This is a genomic window from Mesorhizobium sp. BR1-1-15, from assembly GCF_020165475.1.
Taxonomy (GTDB): Bacteria; Pseudomonadota; Alphaproteobacteria; order Rhizobiales; family Rhizobiaceae; genus Mesorhizobium.
In genome coordinates this window covers 22,093-45,756 of record NZ_JAIUIF010000017.1, presented here as the reverse complement: position 1 = coordinate 45,756, position 23,664 = coordinate 22,093, and the positions used below count along the sequence as shown (strand labels likewise).

The following is a 23,664-nucleotide window of genomic DNA, read 5'->3' as shown; positions in this document are numbered from 1 at the left end:
AGTTCCGGCCCCGGGAACTAATACGCCTGAACGGCGTTTGAATCGGGGATGGGCAACCAGACGAGGATGCCGCTTGTGTTGTGTTGAGTTATGTTGAGCGGCTATGGGGCTGGATTAAAGGGCGAAATGAAGGAAATGACGAAAGATGTCTTGACTGGCGCCTCAATCAGGCGCCGGAACGGCGTGGGCGACCCGCTCGGGCCGAATTCCGAAATCGGACGCAAACTCAAGCAGTATTACGACGAGCTGGTCTCCGACGATGTGCCGGATCGTTTCGCGCAGTTGCTCAGCCAACTGGAGCGGGCCGAGCCCGCACAGAAAAAGGACTGAGGCATGGCAACGGTCTCACAAGGCTTCAAGACCGATCTGCTTGGGGCAATACCGAGCTTGCGTGCCTTCGCAGTGTCACTGACGCAGAATGCCGACAAGGCCGACGACCTCGTGCAGGAAACGCTGGTCAAGGCCTGGGACAAGCATGAGAGCTTTCAGCCCGGTACCAACCTGAAGGCATGGCTCTTCACCATCCTGCGCAACGAGTTCTATTCGCAGATGCGCAAACGCGGCCGCGAGGTGCAGGACAGCGACGGCATCATGACAGCCAGGCTTGCGGTGCATCCCGCCCAGCACGGCCAGCTCGACCTCAAGGATTTCCGCGGTGCGCTCGAGCAACTGCCCGAAGACCAGCGCGAGGCCATCATCCTCATCGGCGCCTCGGGCTTCTCTTACGAGGAGGCGGCCGAGATTTGCGGTTGCGCGGTCGGGACGATCAAGAGCCGCGTCAGCCGAGCCCGCACGCGCCTGCAGGAGATACTGAAAATCTCCGGCGAAGACGAGTACGGTCCCGATGCGATCTCAGCACAGGTCACGGGCACGGCGGCGCACTAAAAAAGCGTCGCATCGAAACGGCTGACAGAATCGCCATCGCATCCGCTCTGACTCTTACGCGGTGCGACGTCGTCAGGCGGGCGGGACTCGTCCGCAGGCCCGGGCCACCGCTTCCACAAGATCTTCGCCCGAATAAGGTTTGCTGACCAGCCTTATCCCTGGAAAGGCAACCTTGATCTCGTCCGCATCCGAATAACCGGAGGCAAAGACGAAGGGCACGCCCGTTTCACGCAGGCGCGATGCAAAGTCGAAAGTCGGAGTGCCCCCCAGCATGAGGTCGACGATCGCCGCATCGAATTGGGTGGCAACCTGTCGGCCATCGATCTCGGCCAGGTCACGGACAAGCACCACGTCGTCGGCGCCGTGATCACGGCAAAGCTGCTCGACATCCATGGCGATGAGAAATTCATCTTCCAGGACAAGAATGCGCAATCCGTCAAGCAAAGGCGACACAGGCAATGGCTCCTTGAAACGCAGCGAGTCATGATCGCTATTTGACGCGCTGTCATTTAAAAAAGACATGCCACCGCAGCGGCTGAGCCCGCGGCTCTCGAGGAGCGGTCGAAATGTCAATCCAGAACGGCCTTGCTTCCTCCAGCCGCCGGTACGATTGCGAGAATTGCCCACTGCGGCCGCTGCCGGGTTTCCGCAAATTCGAGAGATCGGAACTGGCCTTCATCGACAAATTGAAGAAAGGCGAGCTCGCGGTCGACAAGGGCGCAACGGTGCTGGTGGAAGGACGCCGCAGCGCCCATCTCTACACGGTGCTGTCGGGCTGGGCTTTCCGTTACAAGCTGTTGTCGGATGGCCGCCGTCAAATCCTCAACTACGCCGTCCCTGGAGATCTCATCGGGCTGCAAGGCGGCGTGATGGGCGAAATGCAGCATTCCGTCGAAGCCTTGTCGCCGATGCTGCTTTGCGTGTTCGAGCGGGAGTCCCTGCATGAGCTTTTCCGCAACCATCCGGGCCTGGCCTATGACATCACCTGGATCGCGTCGCGCGAGGAGCGGATGCTGGACGAGAACCTGCTCAGCGTCGGCCGCCGCAGCGCGATCGAGCGCACCGCCTATCTCATCGCCTTCATCGGCAGCCGGGCCAAGGCCGTTGGCCTCAATGGCGGGCGGTTCACCCGGATCGCGTTCACGCAGCAGCACATCGCCGATACGCTCGGCCTGTCTTTGGTCCATACCAACAAGATGATTCGCAAGCTGATGGATCGCAAGCTGATCGCTTGGCGCGATGGCGGCTGCGAGATCATCGATCATGAAGGGTTGAAGCAGCTTGCCGGCTGGGAGGGGCTGGGCAAGGAACGGCGGCCGCTGATCTGACCGGATGCAGGAGGACCCGTTTTGAGCTAGGGTCCAGATCGATGGAACCGGGATGGCCTCTATCCATTGGATTGAGCGTGATCTTTTCGGCAAACCGACACCCGCTTTGCGGGATCATGCCCGTTTATCCGAGGGGCTCGGAACCTTGAGACATGCAGCGCGTTGAAACCAAAGCAATCACAAGGAGTTAAGCAATGGCAGCTGCCGCAGGAAAGAACGCAGGCGAAGTGCGGGCGAACTCGGACCTCGAAGCCGATATCAGGCAGTTGAAGGCCGATATCGACAAGCTGACGAAGCAGCTGGCAAAGACAGGCGAGCATGGATATGGCACCGCCCGCCGTGCCGCTGCCGAAGGTGTCGAGCATCTGCGCGCCCAAGGCGAGGCAGCCTTTGACAGCCTGCGCAGCAACACCAGGGATATAGAGGCGCAGATAGCGGCAAGCGTGCGCGAGAAGCCGGTGACTTCATTGGCGATCGCCGCCGGCGTCGGCTTCCTGTTTGCGCTCCTGGCGCGCCGCTAGTCCCGCTCAAATGGGATTGCTGGCTTCCCTTGTCTCGGGCCTGGCTTCGGGCGAAACCGTTGCAGCCATGCGCCGCGCGCGCACGGCTGCAATTGTCTATGCGCTTGCCGCGCTCGCGGCGCTGTGCGGTCTCGGCTTCCTGATCGGGGCCGGCTATATCTGGGCTGCGGATCGCTATGGGCCGCTCGCTGCGGCGTTGGGATTCGGCGTCGGCTTTCTGATCGTCGCGGGCCTGATCTTGCTGATCTATCGCTTCTCGGCCGGCTCGCGCGCGCGGCGCCGGGCAGAACGGCGCAAGGCGGACATGACGGCAATCGGGGTCACCGCCGCACTGGCCGCTCTGCCGGCGCTGCTCAAGGGAAAGGGCGGCCTCGGGGCCATTCTCGGTCCCGCCGTGGCGTTGGCGGCTTATGCCATCTACCGCGAGAACGTGAAACCAGGTCCCGGCGGGCCGGCTGGCGGCGATCCTGATTGAGGCTGACCGGATGAAGGCTGGGCCCGGATTAAAGCTGGGCCGGTCACTTGGAGAGATCCTCCAGCGGCATGGATATTTCGGCAAAGACGCCTTCCGGCCGGAACTCGTGCGCCACTTCGCTGGAGATGACCTTGGCCAGGCTGCGGCGGATCAGGATCGAGCCGAAACCGTGCCGCTCGGGCGGGGCAACCGCAGGACCGCCGCTTTCGCGCCAGGTCAAGACAAGGCGCCGGTCGCTTTTTCTGCCTTGTGTCTTCCAGCTCAGATCGACCTTGCCGGATGTCGCCGACAGCGACCCATATTGTAGGGCGTTGCTGGCCAGTTCGTGCAAGATCAGGCCCAGCCCCACTGCCTGGTCCGGCGACAGCAACAGATCGGGACCGGTGATCGTCATGCGCAGTTGCTCGGCGGTGTCGAAGGGCCTCACCTCGATCTGGACGAGTTCATGGATGCCGATGCCGCGCCATTCCCGGTCGGACAGGAGATTATGGGCAATGCCGAGTGCCTGGAGCCGGGCGCCGAAGGCTTCCAGGAAAGCGCTCGGCTGCCGGGCATGGCGCACGGTCTGCGTCGCCAGCGCCTGAACGGTCGCCAGCGTGTTCTTGACGCGATGATTGAGTTCGCGAAGCAGCAGCCTTTGCCTTTCCTCCCCAAGCTTGCGTTCGGATATGTCGTAATTGACCCCGAAGATCAGCGTCGGCTTGCCGTCGCCATCGCGCTCGATGACGCGGCCGCGCGTCGCCAGCCAGCGGGGTGGATGGAAGCCTTTCACGCGGTACTCGCCGAAATAGTCGTCGCCGCCGGCCAAGGCGTCGCGGAAGCGGGTTTCGGTCTGATAGACGTCGCGTGGATCTATTGCCATCAGGATGTCGCGCGCCCGCAACCGGTTCGATCGCGGCAGATTGAACAATTCCGGCAGCAAACCATCGCATTCGATCATGTCGGTGCGGATGTCCCAAGCCCAGCTGGCAAGCGATGCCGCGTCGAGCGCTATGGCGCGCCGTTTTTCTTCGCGAACCAGCGCCGCCTCGGCGATGGCGCCGCTGCGCGTCGCATCCTTCAGCGTGAACAGGCTGGCGGCTAGGCCGGCCAGCGCCTTCAACTGGTCGAGCCTGACGCGCGATGGAAAGGGACGGGGCTTGCGGTCGAAAACGCAGAGCGTTCCGATCCTGGCGCCGGCGACGGTCACCGGCGCGCCCGCAAAGAAGCGGATGTGATGCTTGCCCGTGACCAGTGAGTTGGCTTTAAAACGCGGATCCAAGGTCGCGTCGGGTACCACCATCAGTTCGCCGCCCGCCGCAATCGCATGGGCGGAGAAGGAGATGTCGGTTGCGGTCTCGATCTCGTCCAGGCCGACACGCGACTTGAACCATTGCCGCTCGACGTCGACGAGCGTAACCAGCGCGACCGGTGCGCGCATGGCGGCCGCGGCAAGGCGGCTGACGCCGTCGAAGTCGGCGTCAGCCTTCGTATCCAGCGCCTGCAAGCCGTGCAGCACGGCCAGCCGGCCGGCGTCGTTGACGACGTGCAATACTTCGGCCGGCAGGCTCGACGCCGTTTTCGCCGTCTTGTTCACCAGCGTCCCCAACGCCTCTTCGCGAGCCCTCCGACTTCGCCTTGCCGACTTGCCGGCGAAGGGCTTGGCCAAACGCGGAACCTTCGTAGCAAGGAACCGTTACCCGAAGATGTTTTGCCAGAGACGCTCAACGCGTCCACATCGCATCGAGGCCGGCTATGCCCAAGACCATTCCTGAAAACAAAGCGCGTCAGGGACACTGGGGCTGGCACGGCTTGCGGATCCTGATTGCGGGACTTCTCCTGGCCTTTGTCGTTTGGGGCATCGTCGAGATTTACGGCGAGTACACGAAATCCTCGACCACCGAACAAGGCAGCGCTCCGAGCGGCTAGTCTTCTGTTCCTCGTCGGCTGCCCCTGCATCAGGCCGCCTTTGCCCGCATGGCGTGCCGCGGCACCAGCACGTTCAAGGCGCCCGGGTGGATTTCGATGGTAATTTCGTCCTCGAGCTTGATAAGTTCACCGTCGAGGACGGCGCGGTATTTCCTGGCCGCCGACCGGATCTTCAGCACAGCCCGCTCTGTCTGATGGATTTCGACATGTTCATTGTCACGCCATTTGCCACGCGCGACGTTGAAGAAGAACTTGACCAGTTCGGCGCGCTGCCGCGCGACCGTGACATAAATGCCGAGCACGCCGCCCGCCGGATTGTCGGCAAAGGGCAGGTGACCCTCGCCAAACAGGTTGTTGGTGATGCCGACGCCGGTGGTTCGCGCCGTGATCTCGGCCTCGCCAATGGTCAGGGTGACCGTCATCGCCGGCGGATTCTTGATCGTCTGCCAAGCCGCTTTCGCGGATGCCCGCATCTTGCCCAGCCGGGAGCCGAACTCCATGTTCTGGCGTAGCTGCACCATCTTGGCGTGCATGCCGATCGAGAACTGATGCACGAAAGGCCGGCCATTGGCGGTGGCGATGTCCACCGCCATCACCTCGCCATCGGCGAAGGATCGCAAAGCCGCATCGAGCGTCTGCGGGATGCCGAGCCCGCGCGCGAAGAGGTTCATGGTGCCTGCGGGCAATATGGCCAGCGCCTTTTTCTTGCCCATCAGCCGCGCCGCCGCCGCCGATATCGTGCCATCGCCGCCGCCGGCGAGAACCACGTCGATGCCGCGACGCGAAGCCGCGTTGTCCAATGCCGGCACGATGTCCTTGCCGGCAACCACGTCGATATCGATGGAATGGCCTGCCGCCTCCAGCAAGTCGCGCATGCGATCGCGAAAGCCATCCAGGTCGGTGGTACGCAAGGTGCCACCGTCCCGGTTCAGCACCGCCGCAAACCGCATGTCCCCTCCGTGTTCTCAAAAAAACTCCGAGCCGGAGAAGCTCCAGCCGTCGGCTGAACGGCGCAAGTAGCAAAAAGGTTCCGGATGATGCGGCGAATTTCCCTTTGCAGGACGCAAGTTGCGAGCCGCGTGTGCGGAGAATATGCGTCCTGGCTTTTGTCGGAACAATGGGCGCAGTCACGACGTTGTGATCAGGCGAATGCCGCGTTCGCCCGTCGCCGGTGACGGCGGAGGCCGGTGCGGCATGCATGAAATCAGGCACGAGGAGACACCATCATGATCCGCAATCTTTTAGCCACGACTGCTCTTGCCATGTTCGTGGCGACGGGCGCGCATGCGCAGACGACTCCGACACCGGCTGCGCCTGGCGCGGAGCAACCCGCCGCTCCTGTGGTGCACGCCGAGGGCAGCATCGCCACCAACATCATCGGTGAATCGGTTTATAACGGCACCGGCGACAATGCCGAGAATATCGGCAAAGTAACCGACATCGTCTTCGACAAGGACGGTCAGGCCAAATCCATAGTCATCGGCGTCGGGGGCTTTCTGGGCGTCGGGACGAAGAATGTCGCGTTCGATTACGACAAGCTGCAGTGGGCCGAGAAAAACGGCGACCGCTGGCTGGTCGCCCAGACGACCAAGGACCAGTTGACGGCGCAGCCGGAGTTCGACACCAAGCCCTATGCTCCGGCACCGGCCGCATCGACAGCCGCACAGGCGCCGTCCACATCCGCGCCGAGCGATACCGCCCAGGCGCCAGTCGACATGAACGCGGCTCCGGCGGAACCGGTGAAGCGCGCCGACGGCAATCTCGCCACCAATATCATCGGTGAGAGCGTCTATAACGGGACCGGCGACGATGCGCAGAACATCGGCAACGTCAACGACATCGTCCTGACCAAGGAAGGCAAGGCGCAATCACTGGTCATCGGCGTCGGCGGCTTCCTCGGCATCGGCGAGAAGAACGTCACGTATGATTTCGGCAAGGCCCAGTGGGCCGAGAAAAACGGCGACCGCTGGCTGGTGGCTCAAACCACCAAGGAAGAGCTGCAGGCATTGCCGGACTTCAACCGCAAGGCTTATGATCCGGCTCCGGTCACGACGGCATCGAACGCACCTGCTGCGTCCACCCCGGCCGTCGCGCCGACAACCAATACGGCTCCGATGGACAAGACGGCGCAGGCCCCGTCCGCCTCCACGCCTGATGCGACCGCTCCCGACCAGACGAAGACCGCAGCGATCGACAAATCCAAACTGACCGAAATGCCTGTCGGCGAGGTCAGGGGCGACGATCTCAAGGGTACCACAGTTTATGGCGCCAACGACGTCAAGGTCGGCGAGATCGGCGATGTCGTGCTGACGCCCGACAACAAGACCGACGCGGTCATCGTGGATGTCGGCGGTTTCCTCGGCGTCGGCGAGAAGGAAGTCGCCGTCGGCATGGACAACCTGAAATTCATGACCGACAAGGACGGTAACAAATATCTCTACACGACCTTCACCAAGGAGCAGCTCGAGGCCCAGGCCGCCTATGACAAAGGCAGCTATGCGCAGAACCGCGAGCAGCAGCGGATGATCGTGAGATAGCAACAACGGCAGTAGGGCAGTAGGGCAGTAGGGCAGTAGGGCAGTAGGGATTCCCTATTCCCCTACTGCCCTACTTACATAGCCCACAACGCCATCCCTGGTCAGCTCCGCCAGCGCCAGCGACTGGTCGAGATGTTCGGCCCGCCAGGCAAGCAGCCGTTCGGCGAACTCGAGCCTGGTCGGGAGATAGGCGGGATCGGCGGCGAGATTGGCGAGCTCGGCGGGATCCTTCTCCAGGTCGAACAGCAAGGGCGGCAGGCCGCCGCCGAAATGCACATATTTGAATTTTTCCGTGCGGATCACGGCGAGATTGCACTGGCGCGAGGCATGGCCGAAATGCCGTTCGGCTTCGCCTTCCGCGATCGAACGAAAATCGAATTCCCAATGCGCGGCGTCGCGCCAGTCCGACGGCTCCTCGCCGACGATGAACGGCCGCAGCGAGTGACCGTCGAGATGCGGCGCCGGTTCGCCGCCCAGCAGGTCGAGCAAGGTCGGCAATATGTCCACCGCCTCGGTAAAGCGGTCGACGGCCACGCCTGCGGTGTGGCCGTGACGCGGGTCGCGGATGACCAGGGGGATATGATAGCTAGCGTCGAAGAAGCCGCCTTTGCCCAGCATGAAATGGTCGCCCATCATCTCGGCATGGTCGGAGGTAAGCACAACGATCGTGTCGTCCCACGCGCCCGCCGTCTTGACCGCCTGCCAGATACGGCCGAGCTGCGCATCGACTTCCGAGATCATGCCGTAATAGATCGCGCGGATGCGGCGGAAATCATCCTCGCTCCAGTCATGTACGCTGCCGGCGGCGCCAGGTCGAAACTTGTGCTTTTTCTGCCTGCCGAAATCGTAGGCGAGATAGGGATGGCTGTCCGCCTCTTTCTGCCAGCCTGCCGCGCGGCGAAAGCCGGGGCCGTCGGCGGGGTCGTACATCGCGTCGTATGGTGCAGGCGCGATGAAGGGCGGATGTGGGCTGATGAAAGAGAGATGCGCGAACCAGGGCGCGGCATGATCCTGTTCGCCCAGCCATCGGATGAATTCGCCGGCAAGAAAAGCCGTCGGCGTCTGCTCCTTCGAATAGACGGGCGGCGCAGTCGTCACGGAGCCGGCGTCGCCTGCCCCGTTCGCCGGTCGATGGATCGCGGGGGAGCCGGCGTCGGTATCGATGCCCTGCATTCCCAGCCATGACAGCCACTGCTTCTGATGCTCTGGCAGCAATTGGCGCACCGTGAAACCAGGAAGCACGCCTTCATAGCTTCGCAGCCGCGGATCAGCCGGAGCGAGCCGGCGCGGATCCAGCGATACGTCGGTGTAGCCGAACAGCGTCGGATCGTAGCCCAGCGCGCGCGCCGAAAGCGCTATATTGCCGTGACGGGCATCGAGCGGCGTGCCGTTGCGGCAAACCCGGTTATTCATCTGGTAGAGGCCGGTATAGAGGCAGGCACGGGCCGGCGAGCAGGGTGCCGCGCCGCCATAGTGCCGCTTGAACAATACGCCTTCCGCTGCCAATGCGTCGGCATTCGGCGTCTTCACCAGGGGATGGCCGGCCGCCGAAAGGCAATCGCCGCGCCATTGGTCGCAGGTGATCAGGAGAACGTTCGGACGCCTGCCTTTTCCGGTCACTGGCGATAATCCTTGGCTAATGTGCGAGCGTCGCTCATGGAACCGAAATCCCGCCCCGGCGCAAGCCCGGGCTGCTGGTGGTTCGGTGAACAAACTGCTTTCGATTGTTCACTTCCAGAGTACAGTCCATCCCGTCTTTGTCGCCTTTGACGGGAACAGGCCGATGCTCATATTGGCGAGGACAGCGGCAGGGGCCGCAATAGAACAAGGGAGCAGCACTCATGCTCGACCAGATCAAGGGTTTGCATCACGTCACCTCGATGGCCAGCGATGCCCGCCAGAACAATGAGTTCTTCACTGGGAAGCTCGGCCTGCGCCGGGTCAAGAAAACGGTCAATTTCGACGCGCCCGACGTCTACCACCTCTACTATGCCGACGAGCTCGGCACGCCGGGTTCGGTGATGACCTATTTTCCGTTTCCCAATATCGGCAAGGGCCGTCACGGCGTCGGCGAAGTCGGCACCACCGCCTATTCGGTGCCGGAAGGCACGCTCGCCTATTGGGAAAGGCGCTTCGCCGAGGAAGGTATCGCCGGCCTGTCGCGCGAAGAGACCTTTGGCGAGAAGCGTCTGGCCTTCGCCGGACCGGACGGCGACGGTTTCGCGCTCGTCGAGGACAGGGCCGACACGCGCGCGCCATGGGTGAAGGGCGGCATTCCCGCCGACGAGGCGATCCGGGGCTTTCACTCCGTGTCGCTGCGCCTGAAGGATGGCGGCGCCACCGAGGAACTCTTGAAGTTCATGGGCTATGAGGAGCTCGACAAATCCGGCAATGTCAGGCGGCTGGCGATCAGGAACGGCAATGGCGCCGACGTCGTCGACATCGAATCGCTACCCGGTGCCGCCTTTGCCGATCTCGGCGCGGGCTCGGTCCATCACGTCGCTTTCGCCGTCGAGGATCGAGCCAGGCAGCTCGAAGTGCGCAAGGCGCTGATGGATACCGGCTACCAGGTGACGCCAGTGATCGACCGCGATTACTTCTGGGCGATCTATTTCCGCACGCCGGGCGGCGTTCTGTTCGAAGTCGCCACCAACGAGCCGGGCTTCGACCGCGACGAGGACACCGCCCATCTCGGTGAAGCCTTGAAGCTGCCGGCGCAGCATCAGCACCTGCGGCCCTATCTCGAAAAGCATCTGCAGAAGCTGGAAGACTGAGGGGCGGGGTCATGAGCACAGACAGCTACATCCACAAGGTGCTGCCCGGTTCGCCGGGCGGTCCGCTGCTCTTCGTCTTCCATGGCACCGGAGGCGACGAGGGCCAGCTCGTCTCGCTGGGGCGCGATCTCGCGCCCCAGGCAACCATCATCTCGCCACGCGGCGATGTGTCTGAACAAGGCGCTGCGCGCTTTTTCCGTCGCACCGGCGAGGGCGTCTATGACATGCAGGACCTGGCGCGCGCGACTCGGAAGATGGCGGGCTTCGTCAAGGCGCAGATAGCAGCGGCGAAGCCGTCGGCGATACACGCTCTCGGCTACTCCAACGGCGCCAACATCCTGGCGTCGCTGCTGTTCGAAGCCCCTGACCTGTTCGACGCGGCGGTGCTGATGCACCCGCTGATCCCGTTCGAACCGGAGGTGAACGGCAGTCTTGCCGGGCGCCGCATTCTGGTGACCGCCGGCAGGCGGGATCCGATCTGTCCGCCGAACCTGACTTCGCGGCTCGAAGCCTATTTGCGCGCCGATGGCGCCGATGTCACAGTGGAGTGGCATGAAGGCGGGCACGAAGTGCGGCCGAACGAAATCGAGGCGGCGCGGCGGCTCCTTGCCGGCGTGGCCCAAGGAGTAAGTGATGCCTGACCAACTGCCGGAGATCGAACTCGAAGATCGTGGTTCCAAGGGCCGCTACGTGCTGCGTGGTCCGGGCGGCGCCGAGGCGGAGATGACCTTCACCAGGATCGGCGAGCACCAGATCATCATCGACCACACCGAAGTACCCGACGCGTTTCGCGGCCAGGGTGCCGGGCTTCGGCTCGTCACCCGCGCCGTCGAGGATGCGCGCGCGGCGGGCAAGAAGATCATCCCGCTCTGTCCCTTCGCCAACGCCCAGTTCCGCCGTCATCCGGAGTGGGCCGACGTGCTGAAGGGGTAGGATCAGCCGGCGCTTTACCAGTCGGGACCCGCGGGAGTAAAACAGTGTGATAGGCCAGCACGGCTTTGGCATTTGCACGCTCGGCCCATCTTGCCTAAGTAGATATGATATATCGCGGGCGGCGTGCGACACATCGAACCGAATGATCCCTTCATGACCGAAACCGATCTCGTTCCCGTCTTCGACGGCCATAACGACACGCTGCTCAGACTCTATCAGTCGAAAGACCCGGACGTCGAAAAGCTGTTCATGGAAGGGAAATCGGGCGGCCATATCGACCTGCCGCGCGCACGGGCCGGCGGGTTTGCCGGCGGCATGTTCGCGATCTTCCCGCCCCCTGTCGAGAGAGGCCGGCGCGGCGCTGTCCCGTCGACGCCCAGCGATGCCGAGCCTTTGCCGCCCGAACTCCCGCACAGCGATGCGCTGGCCTCGACGATTGCGATGGCCTCGATCCTGTTCAGGCTGGAACGGGCCGGAGCGCTGAGCGTCTGCCGCAATGCCGCAGATGTGCGCGGCGCCATGGCGCGCGACTCGATCGCTGCGGTATTCCATATCGAAGGGGTCGAGGCGATCGATCCCGAACTCACCATGCTCGACGTGCTGCATGCCGCCGGCTTGCGCTCTCTCGGCATCGTCTGGAGCCGCCCGAACGCTTTCGGCCATGGCGTGCCGTTCCGCTTTCCGTCCTCGCCCGATACCGGTCCCGGCTTGACCGATGCCGGCAAGGCGCTGGTCAAGGCCTGCAACCAACTCAGGATCATGATCGACCTGTCGCATCTCAACGAGAAGGGCTTTCGCGATGTCGCCGCGCTCAGCGATGCGCCGCTGGTCGCGACCCATTCCAACGTGCATGCGATCTGCGGCCACTCACGCAATCTCACCGACTGGCAGCTCGGCGCGATTCGCGAAACCGGCGGCATGGTCGGGCTGAACTTCGCCACCGGCTTCCTGCGCGAGGACGGAAAGATGAATGCCGATACCGGCCTCGACATCATGGTGCGCCACATCGATTCCCTGCTGCAGGCGCTGGGTGAGGATGGGGTTGGCCTCGGCTCCGATTTCGACGGAGCCATGATCCCGGCCGTCATTGGCGACGCCGCCGGTCTGCCGAAGCTCATCGATGCGCTCGCCGCACGCGGCTTCGGCCGCGCGCTGATCGAAAAGATCGCCTACCGAAACTGGCTGGCCATGCTGGAGAAAACCATAGGATAGGCAGGTCAGCCGAACCCCATGCGCTTCAGCCAGTCCTTGCCGACGCCGCGGTCGCGGATGATCGGCAGCGGGTTTTCCGAATCGAGCCACGCGCAGATGCGGTAGACCTCAAGCGTCTCGGCGCTCATCTCGCCGCGCTTGTAGAAGAACATGGCGGCGGCATAGCGTGTGCGGCCCGACCATTTTTCGCCGAGTGGCGTGTTGACCAGTTCCCACTGTTCGGCCGCCTCTTCTTGCTGCTTGTCGGCTTCCTCGCCCATGGTCAGAAATCCGCCGGCGGATTGGCGGTGCGACGATCGAGCTTGATGAACGGCCGCGGCACCACCTTGGCCCGCTTCATCAGCTTTTGGTATTGCAGCTCGCGCATGGCGTAGATCTCGACCCAGAGGTCGTCGACGACAGTATCACCATGTGGTCGCGCCAGCGAAGCGATGGCGATGTTGCGCTTGGCCATCGGCGACCACATGGCGGCGCTGACCAGCCCGACCTCCTGGCTTTTTCTGTGATAGACGATGGCGTGTTCGGCCGGGATGTTGCCTTCGATCTCCAGCCCGACCAGCACATGCCGCAGCGTGCGCTTGGCGCGTCCCTCGAAGATGGCGCGACGGCCGTTGAAATGGGCCTTTTCCAGGTCGATCATGAAGCCGAGCCCGATCTCGTCGGGCATGCGCAAGCGGTCGGCACGGATGGCGTGTTCGGCTGTCGTGAAGTCGGCATTGGCGACGATCAGCCCGGCCTCGATCCGGGCGCGGTTGAGCGCGGTATAGCCGATGGCGCGGATGCCGCGCAGTTCGCCGGCCGCCATCAGCCGGTCCCACAGGCTCAGCGCCTTGTCGACCGGCATGAACAATTCATAGCCGAGGTCGCCGGTGAAGCCGGTGCGCGAGATGGTGACGGTTTCGCCATCATGCGGGAATTCGGCGAGGTCGAATGCCTTCAGCTTTCCGACATCGGCAAAACCGGCATCACGCAGCACGGCGAAAGAGGTCGGACCTTGCAGTGCCAGGCCCGCGACGGCTTCGGTCTCTTCCTCCACCGTCACATCGAACCCGATGGCGCTGTCGAGCAGCCAAGGCAAATGCCGCTCCTGCGAGCACAGCCGGAACCGCATCGGCGAGAGCCGGAACAGCGTGCCGTCATCGAGGACGAAGCCCTCGTCGTCGCACCATGCGGTATAATGGACGCGGCCCGGCTTCAGCCTGGTCACGTCGCGCAGCGTGACGCGGTCGAGGAAGGCCTGGGCGTCCGGTCCCTCGACGCGGTACTTGGTCATCGGCGAGATGTCGAAGAGCGCCGACTGGCTGCGAATGGCGAAATATTCGAGCTCCTCGTCCCACAGCGAATGGGGGGCGCGGTAGCCCGCCCAGTTGTACCAATCCTGGGTCTTGGCCAGAGCATCGATGCGCGGCTGGAAAGGCGTGCCGAGACGCAACGTGCGGAAGTGGGATTGGGCGGCGATGCGGGCGGATGATGGTTGCTGATTCATGCTGGCGATCCTTCGCCGTAGAACGCGACTGCCGCCAACTGAAACATCGCCTTACCCCTTCATCGCAATGATGCGTCGAGCGGCGTTCAATCCAGGTGCGCCGGAGACGCCGCCGCCGGGATGTGAACCGGCACCGGCGAGAAACAGCCCGTCGAGCGGTGTGTCGTAGCCGGACCAGCCCGAGACCGGGCGCGAGATCAGCATCTGGTCGGCCTGCAACTCGCCGTGGTGCCAGTGGCCGCCCGGCATGCGGTAGCGCGTTTCGATGTCGGCGGGCGTCAAGAGCTCGGTGTGGCGCACCGTCTTGCCGATGCCTGGCGCGTAGGCTTCGAGCTGAGCCATGATTGCCTCCAGGAATTTCGCCTTGCCGGCGCCCCATCCCTCTTTCAGAGCATAGGGCGCGTATTGCACCACCGCCGACAGCACGCAGGCGCCGTCGGGCGCGAGCGATGGATCGGCGAGGCTTGGCAGCGTGATCTCCATCACCGGTTCGGGCGAGAACGCGCCGTATTTGGATGGATTGAAGGCGCGCTCGACATGATCGGGCGAGGGGGCGATAACCAGCCGCCCCCTGTGGCCGGCGGCATCGGCACCTGTGAATTGCGGCGGCCTGTCGAGCGCCAGGTGAAGCTTGGCGACATCACCCTTCATGCGGATGTTGTTCACCTTGCGCACGAAGCCGGTGTCGAGTTCGCGTGGACCGACAAGGTCGAGCAAAGTCGTCGCCGGATTTGTCGCGGAGACGATCGTCCTGGCGCGCAGCACCTCGCCATTGTCCAATGCGACACCGACGGCGCGGTCTTTCTCGACAATGATCCTTGCGACAGGCGCCGATGTGCGGACGTTCACGCCGGCCTTTTCGGCCGAGGCGCGGATGGCGGCGATCACCGCGCCCATGCCGCCCTTCGGCACTATCTGCGCGCCGGCCACACCGCCGGCCTCGCCGGCCAGCCGGTAATAGAGGCCGAGCAGCGAGGTGGGCGAGCGCGGACCGAGATGGCTGCCGAGCGTCGCGTCGAAGGCAAGCAGCCCTTTCAGCCTGATGTCGGCAAGCTGCTCGTCGAGCAGGTCGGCGACGTTCATCAAGAGCACGCGCAGGAAATCGCGCATGTCTTCCTTGCCGAGCCTTTTCAGCGCCAGAGCGGTCTGGCCGAGCGCCGCCGTCTCCAGCAGCCACATGCCGGCCAGATCGGGCGGACGACGCGAGAGGAAGGGTTCCAGGACGCCGGCGTAGCGCAGCAGTTGCGCGCGCAACTGCTTCCACGCCGATTGCTCCGACGAACTTGCACCGGTCAGCATTTCGCCATAGGCGCCGTGCAGGACCAGCGAGGGGCCGTCCATCGACAGCGCAACCGACGGCGCGAAGTCGTCTGGGGTGATCCGCAAGCCATGCTTCTCCAGCTCCAGCGTCTTCACCACGTCGGGGTGCAGCCTGTTCAGCAGATGGGCGATCGATGAGACATGAAAACCCGGCGCGAATTCCTCCGTGCGCGCGGCGCCGCCGAGATCGTTCCCAGCTTCCAGCAGCAGCACCTTGCGCCCTGCCTTCGCCAGCGTGACAGCAGTGACGAGGCCATTATGGCCGCCGCCAATGACGATTGCATCATATGACGTCATGGGCCGGGCTCATATGTGAGATCGATTTGGCGAGATCGCGCAGGATCTCGGCCGCGGCATTGCGCCCGGGCGCGCCCATGACGCCGCCGCCGGGATGGGTCGAGGAGCCGCACATGTAAAGCCCGCCGACCGGCGAGCGGTATTGCGCGTAGCCCGGCACCGGGCGGTTGAACAGAAGCTGGTCGAAGGTCAGTTCGCCCTGGAAGATGTTGCCTTCGGTGAGCCCGACCTCGGCCTCGATTTCGCGCGGCGTGCGCACCTCCATGTGGACGATGCGGTCGCGAAAGCCGGGCGAGTAGTCGGCAATCTGCGCAATCACGCTTTCGGCGAATCCGTCGCGATCGGCGTCGGTCCATTCATGGCCGTTCACCTTGGGCGGCGCGTATTGCACGAAGCAGCTCATGAAGTGTTTTCCCGGCGGCGCCATCGTCGGGTCGAGCGTCGTCGGGATGACCATGTCGAGGAAGGGGTCGGCCGACCAGCGCCCGGCCTTCCAGTCGTCATAGGCGCGCTCCATCCGCTCCATCGAATCGGTGAAATGCATGTCGCCGCGATAAACCGGCGAATCCTTCGGCAGAGCTGGGAATTCGGGCATCGAGTCCAGCGCGATGTTGACCTTGCCGGACGAACCTCGGATCTTGAAGTTCCTGACCCGGCGCAGGAAAATCTCGGGCAGTTCCTTTTCCTCGACCAGTTTCAGGAAGGTTCGTTTCACGTCGGCGTTGGAGACGACGAGCTTGCCACGGATCTCCTCACCGCCAGCCAGCACCACACCCTTGGCCTTGCCGCGGCTCACCAGAACATGGTCGACCTCGGCGCCGGTGCGAATGGTTCCACCCGACGCCTTGAAGGATGCCGCCAGCGCTTTTGTCACCGCGCCCATGCCGCCGCGCGCATAGCCCCAGGCGCCGACCGAGCCGTCGACCTCGCCCATATAGTGGTGCAGCAGCACATAAGCCGTGCCGGGCGACATCGGACCGAGCGCCGTGCCGATGATGCCGGACAAAGCGAAATTGGCCTTGATGACATCGGTCTCGAAATATTCATCGAGGAAGTCTGAGATCGACATGGTCCAGAAGCGCAGCGTCAGCGCCATTTCCTCCGCCGACAGGCCCGCGAATTTCTTGCCCAGATAAAGGAGCTCGCCCAGATCCCGCGGCCGCAGACTGGTCGGGTCGGGCGCGGTGCGCATCAACAGCGGCTGGATGAAACGGCACTGGCGCGTCACGTCGCGCGCATAACGGTCGTAGGCTTCGGCATCGCGTTTCGAGAAGCGCGCAAATTCGCGCCGGTGTGCATCATGGTCCCGGTAATTGGCGAGATAATCGCCATCCCTGGTGAACACCGCGCCGCCCTCATAGGAGATAACCTGCAGGCCGAAGCGCGGCAGTTCGAGGTCGCGCATGATTTCAGGGCGAAACAGCGAACAGACATAGGAACAGTTGGAATAGAGGAAGCCCGACGTCAATTCCCGGCTGGTGGCGGCGCCGCCGACCCAGGGATTCTTCTCCACCACCAGCACGTCGAGCCCGGCGCGCTGGAGATAGCAGGCGTTGACCAGTCCGTTGTGTCCGCCGCCGATGACGATCGCACCCCAAGCTTTCATTTTGGCCCAGTCTTTCCATGCGATCCGCTGTTCATTTTGGCGTAATCCGTCCCCTCAATGCGCGAAATTTGGCACGGTAGTCGTCGTTTTGTCCAGCCATATTGAATGAATGTTCAACAAATGATGTTGCGTTTTCCCAGACATGGGCTAGGCTTTGCAGGCGTTCGAGACGGACATTCGTCGATTGGGGATCGAGGGTTGATGATCGAAACGGCCGAGGCCGAGCCGGAGTATGACGGAGCCGCCATCCGCTTCCTCGAGGCGCTGTGGGGCGACGGCTACCTGTCGCCGGGCGGGCCCGACGAAGTCGACCGCGTGCTCGAGGGACTTTCGCTCGCAGGCAAGACCGTGCTCGACATCGGCTGCGGGTCCGGAGGCATCACGCTGCATCTGGTCGAACGGCATGGCGCCGCGCACGTCACCGGCTTCGATGTCGAGCGGCCGGTGATCGAAACGGCCAGGCGCCGGGCAGCCTCCCGCGGGCTTGCCGACCGCGCCAGCTTCATCCAGGCGCCGCCTGGGCGGTTGCCTTTCGAGGATCAGTCGTTCGACGTCGTCTTCTCCAAGGATGCGCTGCTGCATGTCGCCGACAAGGATACGCTGTTTGCGGAGATATTCCGCGTGCTCAAGGCCGGCGGCGCCTTTGCGGCATCAAACTGGATGATCTCGCATGACGGCGAACCATCACCGGAGATGAAGGCCTATGTCGCCGCCGAAGGGCTGTCCTTCGCGATGGCCTCGCCGGCGCGCTACGCACAGGCGATGCGCTAGGCGGGCTTTGCCGAGATCGCGGTTCGCGACCGGAATCCCTGGTACCGCGAGGTGGCGCGGGGCGAACTGGAAAGGCTGAAGGGGCCGCTCTATCCGACGGTCGCGGCGGCAGTGGGCGCCGCCTATGTCGACAAGAACATACGAACCTGGGAGGCCATGCAGAAGGTGCTTGACAGTGGCGAGCACCGTCCCACTCATCTTCGCGGGCAAAAACCGAAGATGGTCGGCTAGCCGGCGATGTGGAGCATGACCGCACCCATGAAAATTGCAGCACGCCAAGAGCAGTCCGCCGAGGCATCGAGCGAACCCGAGAAACGCGGGCGTAAGGCTTCCAAGGAGGTCAGGCAGCTTCAGCTGATCGAGGCGACGATCGATTCGTTGGCCAAGCGCGGCTATTCGGAGACGACGATGGCCGACGTCGCCGATGGCGCGGGCCTGTCGCGCGGCATCGTCAATTTCCATTTCGAGAGCAAGGAAAAACTGCTGATCGCGACCTTGCAGCATATGTATGACGAGTACTCGGCGCATTGGCGCAATGCCTTGGAGAAAGCGGGGAACGATCCCGCCGACCAGTTGCGGACCCTGGTCGCGGCCGATTTCGACCGTTCGATCTGCAACAAGCGCAAGCTGGCGGCTTGGTGCGCCTTCTGGGGCGAGGCCAAGTCGCGGCCGACCTATCAGGCGCTGAGCAGCGCCCGCGATGCCGTTTACCAGAACATCTTCATCGAGCTTTGCGCGACGCTCAAGCAAAGCGGCGGCTATGCCTATGAGCCGCAGGTCATGGCGCTGGCGCTCAGCGCGATGCTGGAGGGACTGTGGCTGCGCTTGATGATGGGCACCGAAGACACTACCCGCGAGAGCGCCTTGCAGGCAGCCAACGAATTCCTGTCGGCCGCATTCCCTAAACATTACCAGGGAGCAGCCGCCACCCGTCGCAAGGCATGAAGCAATCGATAAAATAAAAGAGGATGGAACAGCAATGAAGACATCAATCCAGCGGCTGACATTGGCCCGACGCCTGACATTGACCCTGGCATTGACCGGCGTGCTGGCGGCCTCGGCCGCAGCCCTGGCGGTTGCCGCCGACAAAGACCTGGTCGTGTTCGACTGGTCCGGCTATGAGGATCCGAGCTTCCATCCGAAATATGTCGAGAAGAACGGCGATTCGCCGACCTTCGCCTTCTTTGGCGACGAGGACGAGGCGTTCGAAAAGGTGCGCTCGGGTTTCAAGGCCGATCTCGGCCATCCCTGCTCGCAGAGCGTGGTGAAATGGCGCGAGGCCGGCCTGCTGCGGCCGCTCGACACATCGAAGATCACAGGCTGGAAAGATCTCAATCCCGGAATCATGGCGATGAAGGATCTCGCCACGACCGCGGACGGCAAGGCCTGGTTCATGCCCTGGGACTGGGGCAACACCCAGCTCACCTATAATTCCGAAAAGGTCGACGCCAAGGACGTGCAGTCGCTGAAGGCGTTCGCGGATCCGAAGTTCAAGGGCCGGGTGTCGATCGGCGACAATGTCGACGACGCCTATGCGCTGGCGAGCCTCGCCATCGGCGTCAAGGACTGGACCAAGATGACCGACGACCAGTTCAAACAGGCGTCGGATTTCCTGCGCCAGGTGCATAAGAACGTGCGCTCCTACTGGACCGACACAACGGACGTGGTGCAGCTTTTGAGCGGCGGCGAGGTCGATCTTGCCTGGGCATGGAACGACGCCACCGTGGAATCGGTCGCCGCCGGCGTGCCGATCAAGGCCAAGAAGGACACTAACGAAGGCATTTCGACCTGGGTCTGCGGCTATGTGCTGTTCAAGGACGCGCCCGGCAATGTCGACAAGGCATATGATTATCTGAACGCCGTCAACGATCCCGAAACCGCCAAGGTGCTGGTCAAGGACTGGGGCTATGGCCAGGCCAACGCCAAGGGCATGGCCGGCGTCGATCAGGCCGTGCTGAAGGAAAAAGGCTATGACGACGTGCAGAAATTCGTCGACAAGACGCTGTTCCAGTCGCCGGTGCCGTCGCAGCTCAAGCTCAAGATGATCGCCGAGTTCGAGAAGATCAAAGCTGGATATTGAGCCGGTTCGGCCGCCCGCCCGTCTGCGGAGATGGTGGGCGGGCGGGCTCGCCAAGAGAGGCGAATTCTCATAACCTCGCGGCAGCCTTTCGCGACGGGGGAATTCGCACCATGAAGCCAATGCTACGCCGCCTTGCCCTTGCCGTCGCCTGCGTGATCGGCGCCGGCACCGTCTATGCCTGGGCGGAAGGTGGCGGCGACCTCGTCGTGTTCGACTGGTCCGGCTATGAGGACCCGCTGCTGCACCCCGCCTATGCCGCCAAATACGGCGCCGAGCCGACCTTCGCCTTCTTCGGCGACGAGGACGAGGCCTTCGAAAAGATGCGAGCCGGCTTCAAGGCCGACATCGCGCATCCCTGTTCGCAAAGCGTGGTCAAGTGGCGCGAGGCGGGCATGCTGCAGCCGCTCGACACGTCGAGGATAGCAGGCTGGAAAGACCTCAATCCCGGCATCATGGCGATGAAGGATCTCGCCACCACCGACGACGGCAAAGCGTGGTTCATGCCATTCGACTGGGGCAACACCTCGCTTCTCTACCGCACCGACAAGGTGACGCCGGAGCAGGCGCAATCGCTCAGGATCTTCGCCGACCCGAAGTTCAAGGGCCGCGTCACCATCGGCGACAATGTCGACGACGCCTATGCGCTGGCGAGCCTGGTCATCGGGCTGAAAGACTGGACAGGGATGACCGATGCCCAGTTCCAGGAGGCGTCCGCCTTCCTTCGCGACGTGCACAAGAACATCCGTTTCTATTGGACCGACGACACCGATCTCAACCAGGCCTTCATCGGCAATGAGGTCGATCTCGTCTGGGGCTGGAACGAGACCTATGTGACGCTGAAGGGGCAAGGCCTGCCGATCGCCATGAACCGCGACAGCAAGGAAGGCATCTCGACCTGGGTGTGCGGCTATGTGCTGATGAAGGACGCGCCGGGCAAGCTCGACCAGGCCTATGATTTCCTCAGCGCGGTCAATGCGCCGGGGGTGTCGGACTATATGGTCAAGACCTTCGGCTACGGCCATGGCAACGGTGCCGGCATGGCCGCGGTCGATCACCAGGTGCTGGCCGACCGCGGCTTCGACAATCTCGACAAATTCCTCGACAAGACGCTGTTCCAGCAGCCGGTGCCGCCGGCACTGAAGCAGCGCATGGTCGCCGAGTTCGAGAAGATCAAGGCCGGCTATTGAACAGCGGATCCGCAAGAGCCGATGTCGTCATCATCGGCGCCGGCTTCTCCGGTCTGTCGGCAGCGCTCGAGCTGAAAAAGGCCGGCGTCGATTTCGTGCTGCTCGAGGCGCGCGACCGTGTCGGCGGGCGCGTCGAATCGGTGGAGATCGGCTTCGGCGAGCGCATCGACAGTGGCGGCCAGTTCCTGTGCGAGGACATGCCGGAGCTGATGGCGCTTGTCGACGCGCGCGGCAGGACGCTTGTCGAAACCCATGTCGAGGGCGCGTTTGTCGCCCAGCCGCCAATCTCCGCCGCCGAGGCGAAGCGAACCTATTCTGGTTCGATGGCGATCCGCGAGCGGATGAACGCGATCGCGCCGGACGATCCCTCGATTGCCGGGCTGACGGTTGCCGCCTGGCTCGACCGGCAGGATGATGCCGATGCCGTTAAGGCAGCCTTCCGCTCGATGATCGAAGGCCTGTGGTGCCTGGCGCTGGAGAAACTGCCGCTCTGGCACCTGATCGACAATGATCGGCGCATCACCAATGAGGTGCCGGAGCTGCAGTATTTCCTGCGCGAGACGATGCAGTCAGTGGCAGAGGACCTGGCCAGCGATCTCGGCGACCGGCTGCGGCTCAACGCAGCCGTTTCGTGCATCGAGCATGGACCGCAAGGCGTTCGTATCGTCTCGGCGGCGGGTGTCATTGAAGCGCGGGCGGCACTTGTCGCGGTGCCGCCGGTCATGGTGGCGAAACTGGGCTTCGCACCCGCCTTGCCCGAATCCCTGGCGAAGGCACTCGGCGTCTGGGAAAGCGGCGCCGTGATCAAGGTGCTGGTGCGCTACCCCGCTGCCTTCTGGCGCCGCCGCGGCTTGAGCGGCATGGTGATGTGGCGCGACCCGCCGGGGCTGTTCGCCTGCGATGCCAGTCCGGATGAAGGCCACGCGGCGCTGGTCGTCTTCGTCGGCGGCCCGCTCGCCCTGCGCTGGGGTGAGCTCGGCGAGGCGGCACTGCGCGCCGAAGTGACCGGGAAACTGGTGGAAGCCCTCGGTCCCGACGCGGCCGAAATCGCGGGTTTCAGCCAGCGCGACTGGACGCATGACCGCTGGAGCGGCGGCGGCTACAGCGACCTCATCGTCGACGTCGCGGCGACCGATGCCGAACCTGTGCTCCTGGCCGGCGCGCCGCCTGTTCATTTCGCATCGTCGGAGCTGTCGCCGTCATTTCCCGGCTATGTCGAAGGGGCGATCGTTGCCGGTCGCATAGCGGCGCGAAAGATCATCGCGGACCGTCAATCCGCCACCGCCACCAGGGCTTCGGGATCGTAGGCGAGGCGAATCGAAGTGCCGACCGGAATATCGTCGGCGCCGAAATCGTTGGTCTCGGTTACCGACAGCGGCTTTTCCAGGCCGGGGATCTCGACGATCAAATGGGTGATCTCGCCAAAATAGTGGCGTTCGACCACCTTTCCGGCAACCTCGAACTTGGCCGTCGCATTGTCCCACAGGACGCGCAGGCGCTCCGGGCGGATGCCGAGCGTGGCGCCGCCGCCATTGCGCACGAAGGCCTTCGGCTTGTCGGTCTTCACACGGCCGAAGCCCAGCGTGTCGACGACCAGCGAGGCGCCGTTCTCCTCGACGATCTCGGCCTTGACGAAATTCATGCCGCCGAGGAAGTCGGCGACCTGGCGGTTGACCGGCCGCTGGTAGATCTCCTTGGGCGAGGCGACCTGCGCGATCCTGCCGCCGAACATCACGGCGATGCGGTCGGACATGGCCAGCGCCTCATACTGGTCGTGGGTGACCAGCACAAAGGTGATGCCGACAGCCTGCTGCAGGCGGCGCAGTTCGACCTGCATCTGCTCGCGCAGCTTCTTGTCGAGCGCCGACAGCGGCTCGTCGAGCAGCAGCACCTTGGGCCGCATCACCAGCGCGCGGGCGAGCGCGACGCGTTGCCGCTGGCCGCCGGACAGTTCGGTGGCGAGCCGCTTGCCGAGACCGGTTAGCGACACCTGCGCCAAGGCCTCCTCGACGCGGCGCTTCTCCTCGCCGCCCTGCAATTTCAGCCGCTTCAGGCCATAGGCGACGTTCTGCTCGACATTGAGATGCGGGAAGATCGCATAGCTCTGGAACACCATGTTGGTCGGTCGGCGATTGGGCGCAATGCCTTCCATCGGCTGGCCGCCGACCGAAATCGAACCGCTCGTCGGGTTGTCGAAGCCGGCGATCATGCGCAACAGCGTGGTCTTGCCGCAGCCGGACGGGCCGAGCAGCGAGAAGAATTCGCCCTCGCGAATGGTCAAGGACGCATCGTCGAGCGCCTTGAAGGCGCCGTAGCTGCGGGTGACGCCGTTGATCTCGATCAT

26 protein-coding genes are annotated in these 23,664 nt (G+C 63.6%); 17 read left to right on the top strand and 9 right to left on the bottom strand.

What is annotated here, in order from left to right:
• Window positions 1-126: 126 nt before the first annotated feature.
• Complete coding sequence (locus LB541_RS23815; RefSeq protein ID WP_181165418.1) at window positions 127-330, top strand: NepR family anti-sigma factor; 204 nt, start codon at window positions 127-129, stop codon at window positions 328-330.
• Between the two features lie 3 nt (window positions 331-333).
• Window positions 334-885, top strand: coding sequence for an RNA polymerase sigma factor (locus LB541_RS23810; RefSeq protein WP_140500591.1), 552 nt, complete (start codon window positions 334-336; stop codon window positions 883-885).
• 72 nt (window positions 886-957) lie between these two features.
• Here the strand turns inward: LB541_RS23810 and LB541_RS23805 are convergent, their stop codons facing one another.
• The gene (locus LB541_RS23805; protein WP_140500637.1) at window positions 958-1,407 is read right to left on the bottom strand and encodes a response regulator; all 450 of its coding nucleotides are present in this window, start codon (window positions 1,405-1,407) and stop codon (window positions 958-960) included.
• A 44-nt stretch (window positions 1,408-1,451) separates the two neighbouring features.
• On the opposite strand from LB541_RS23805, the gene LB541_RS23800 reads away from it, so the two are divergent.
• The 3 genes from LB541_RS23800 (at window position 1,452) to LB541_RS23790 (ending at window position 3,209) form a co-directional block, all read left to right on the top strand.
• The gene (locus LB541_RS23800; RefSeq protein WP_140899364.1) at window positions 1,452-2,213 is read left to right on the top strand and encodes a Crp/Fnr family transcriptional regulator; all 762 of its coding nucleotides are present in this window, start codon (window positions 1,452-1,454) and stop codon (window positions 2,211-2,213) included.
• Between the two features lie 194 nt (window positions 2,214-2,407).
• Window positions 2,408-2,734, top strand: a complete 327-nt coding sequence (locus LB541_RS23795; RefSeq protein WP_140625027.1) for a YqjD family protein — start codon at window positions 2,408-2,410, stop codon at window positions 2,732-2,734.
• A 10-nt stretch (window positions 2,735-2,744) separates the two neighbouring features.
• Window positions 2,745-3,209 carry a hypothetical protein gene (locus tag LB541_RS23790; protein WP_140500594.1) on the top strand — a complete coding sequence of 155 codons (465 nt, stop codon included), beginning with the start codon at window positions 2,745-2,747 and terminating at the stop codon, window positions 3,207-3,209.
• Between the two features lie 43 nt (window positions 3,210-3,252).
• Here LB541_RS23790 and LB541_RS23785 read toward each other — a convergent pair whose 3' ends face one another.
• The gene (locus tag LB541_RS23785; protein WP_224619763.1) at window positions 3,253-4,785 is read right to left on the bottom strand and encodes a sensor histidine kinase; all 1,533 of its coding nucleotides are present in this window, start codon (window positions 4,783-4,785) and stop codon (window positions 3,253-3,255) included.
• Between the two features lie 158 nt (window positions 4,786-4,943).
• Here LB541_RS23785 and LB541_RS23780 point away from each other — a divergent pair, with 158 nt between their 5' ends.
• The gene (locus LB541_RS23780; RefSeq protein ID WP_224619760.1) at window positions 4,944-5,117 is read left to right on the top strand and encodes a hypothetical protein; all 174 of its coding nucleotides are present in this window, start codon (window positions 4,944-4,946) and stop codon (window positions 5,115-5,117) included.
• Window positions 5,118-5,146: 29 nt separating this feature from the next.
• Here the strand turns inward: LB541_RS23780 and LB541_RS23775 are convergent, their stop codons facing one another.
• Entirely contained in the window at window positions 5,147-6,067 is a 921-nt protein-coding gene (locus tag LB541_RS23775) for a diacylglycerol/lipid kinase family protein (protein ID WP_224619758.1), read from the bottom strand.
• Between the two features lie 276 nt (window positions 6,068-6,343).
• Between LB541_RS23775 and LB541_RS23770 the strand changes: the two genes are divergently transcribed.
• Window positions 6,344-7,654, top strand: a complete 1,311-nt coding sequence (locus LB541_RS23770) for a PRC-barrel domain-containing protein (protein ID WP_140517892.1) — start codon at window positions 6,344-6,346, stop codon at window positions 7,652-7,654.
• A gap of 54 nt (window positions 7,655-7,708) precedes the next feature.
• Here the strand turns inward: LB541_RS23770 and LB541_RS23765 are convergent, their stop codons facing one another.
• Window positions 7,709-9,274, bottom strand: coding sequence for an alkaline phosphatase family protein (locus LB541_RS23765; protein ID WP_140561584.1), 1,566 nt, complete (start codon window positions 9,272-9,274; stop codon window positions 7,709-7,711).
• A gap of 221 nt (window positions 9,275-9,495) precedes the next feature.
• Between LB541_RS23765 and LB541_RS23760 the strand changes: the two genes are divergently transcribed.
• The 4 genes from LB541_RS23760 to LB541_RS23745 all read left to right on the top strand — a co-directional run bounded on the left by LB541_RS23760 (window position 9,496) and on the right by LB541_RS23745 (window position 12,573).
• A complete protein-coding gene (locus LB541_RS23760) occupies window positions 9,496-10,428 on the top strand; it encodes a VOC family protein (protein WP_140517894.1) in 933 nt (310 codons plus the stop codon).
• Window positions 10,429-10,439: 11 nt separating this feature from the next.
• Window positions 10,440-11,069: an alpha/beta hydrolase gene (locus LB541_RS23755; RefSeq protein WP_140517895.1), complete on the top strand. Its 630-nt coding sequence runs from the start codon at window positions 10,440-10,442 to the stop codon at window positions 11,067-11,069.
• Window positions 11,062-11,361, top strand: coding sequence for a GNAT family N-acetyltransferase (locus LB541_RS23750; protein WP_140500600.1), 300 nt, complete (start codon window positions 11,062-11,064; stop codon window positions 11,359-11,361). The genes LB541_RS23755 and LB541_RS23750 overlap by 8 nt, the downstream gene beginning before the upstream one ends.
• A gap of 153 nt (window positions 11,362-11,514) precedes the next feature.
• Window positions 11,515-12,573 carry a dipeptidase gene (locus LB541_RS23745; protein WP_140517896.1) on the top strand — a complete coding sequence of 353 codons (1,059 nt, stop codon included), beginning with the start codon at window positions 11,515-11,517 and terminating at the stop codon, window positions 12,571-12,573.
• A gap of 5 nt (window positions 12,574-12,578) precedes the next feature.
• Here the strand turns inward: LB541_RS23745 and LB541_RS23740 are convergent, their stop codons facing one another.
• Genes LB541_RS23740 through LB541_RS23725 form a run of 4 tightly spaced genes read right to left on the bottom strand, consistent with a single transcriptional unit; the run spans window position 12,579 to window position 17,282 of the window.
• Entirely contained in the window at window positions 12,579-12,833 is a 255-nt protein-coding gene (locus tag LB541_RS23740) for a hypothetical protein (RefSeq protein ID WP_224619756.1), read from the bottom strand.
• Window positions 12,834-12,835: 2 nt separating this feature from the next.
• On the bottom strand, window positions 12,836-14,059 hold the full coding sequence (locus LB541_RS23735; RefSeq protein WP_140517898.1) for an aminomethyltransferase family protein: 1,224 nt from the start codon (window positions 14,057-14,059) through the stop codon (window positions 12,836-12,838).
• Window positions 14,060-14,110: 51 nt separating this feature from the next.
• Window positions 14,111-15,676 (bottom strand): phytoene desaturase family protein, encoded by a 1,566-nt coding sequence (locus LB541_RS23730; RefSeq protein ID WP_224619754.1) that lies wholly within the window; start codon window positions 15,674-15,676, stop codon window positions 14,111-14,113.
• Complete coding sequence (locus LB541_RS23725) at window positions 15,663-17,282, bottom strand: phytoene desaturase family protein (protein WP_224619752.1); 1,620 nt, start codon at window positions 17,280-17,282, stop codon at window positions 15,663-15,665. The genes LB541_RS23730 and LB541_RS23725 overlap by 14 nt, the downstream gene beginning before the upstream one ends.
• 201 nt (window positions 17,283-17,483) lie before the next feature.
• Between LB541_RS23725 and LB541_RS23720 the strand changes: the two genes are divergently transcribed.
• The 6 genes from LB541_RS23720 to LB541_RS23695 all read left to right on the top strand — a co-directional run bounded on the left by LB541_RS23720 (window position 17,484) and on the right by LB541_RS23695 (window position 22,627).
• Window positions 17,484-18,053, top strand: a complete 570-nt coding sequence (locus LB541_RS23720; RefSeq protein WP_224619750.1) for a class I SAM-dependent methyltransferase — start codon at window positions 17,484-17,486, stop codon at window positions 18,051-18,053.
• 51 nt (window positions 18,054-18,104) lie between these two features.
• Window positions 18,105-18,284, top strand: a complete 180-nt coding sequence (locus LB541_RS23715) for a hypothetical protein (RefSeq protein WP_224619748.1) — start codon at window positions 18,105-18,107, stop codon at window positions 18,282-18,284.
• 27 nt (window positions 18,285-18,311) lie between these two features.
• Entirely contained in the window at window positions 18,312-18,998 is a 687-nt protein-coding gene (gene betI, locus LB541_RS23710; RefSeq protein WP_140525480.1) for a transcriptional regulator BetI, read from the top strand.
• 34 nt (window positions 18,999-19,032) lie between these two features.
• The gene (locus tag LB541_RS23705) at window positions 19,033-20,133 is read left to right on the top strand and encodes an ABC transporter substrate-binding protein (protein WP_224619746.1); all 1,101 of its coding nucleotides are present in this window, start codon (window positions 19,033-19,035) and stop codon (window positions 20,131-20,133) included.
• Between the two features lie 110 nt (window positions 20,134-20,243).
• Entirely contained in the window at window positions 20,244-21,320 is a 1,077-nt protein-coding gene (locus LB541_RS23700) for an extracellular solute-binding protein (protein WP_224619744.1), read from the top strand.
• Entirely contained in the window at window positions 21,317-22,627 is a 1,311-nt protein-coding gene (locus LB541_RS23695) for a flavin monoamine oxidase family protein (RefSeq protein WP_224619741.1), read from the top strand. The genes LB541_RS23700 and LB541_RS23695 overlap by 4 nt, the downstream gene beginning before the upstream one ends.
• Here the strand turns inward: LB541_RS23695 and LB541_RS23690 are convergent.
• Window positions 22,591-23,664 carry an ABC transporter ATP-binding protein gene (locus LB541_RS23690; protein WP_140525502.1) on the bottom strand — a complete coding sequence of 358 codons (1,074 nt, stop codon included), beginning with the start codon at window positions 23,662-23,664 and terminating at the stop codon, window positions 22,591-22,593. The two genes, LB541_RS23695 and LB541_RS23690, sit on opposite strands and share 37 nt — an antisense overlap.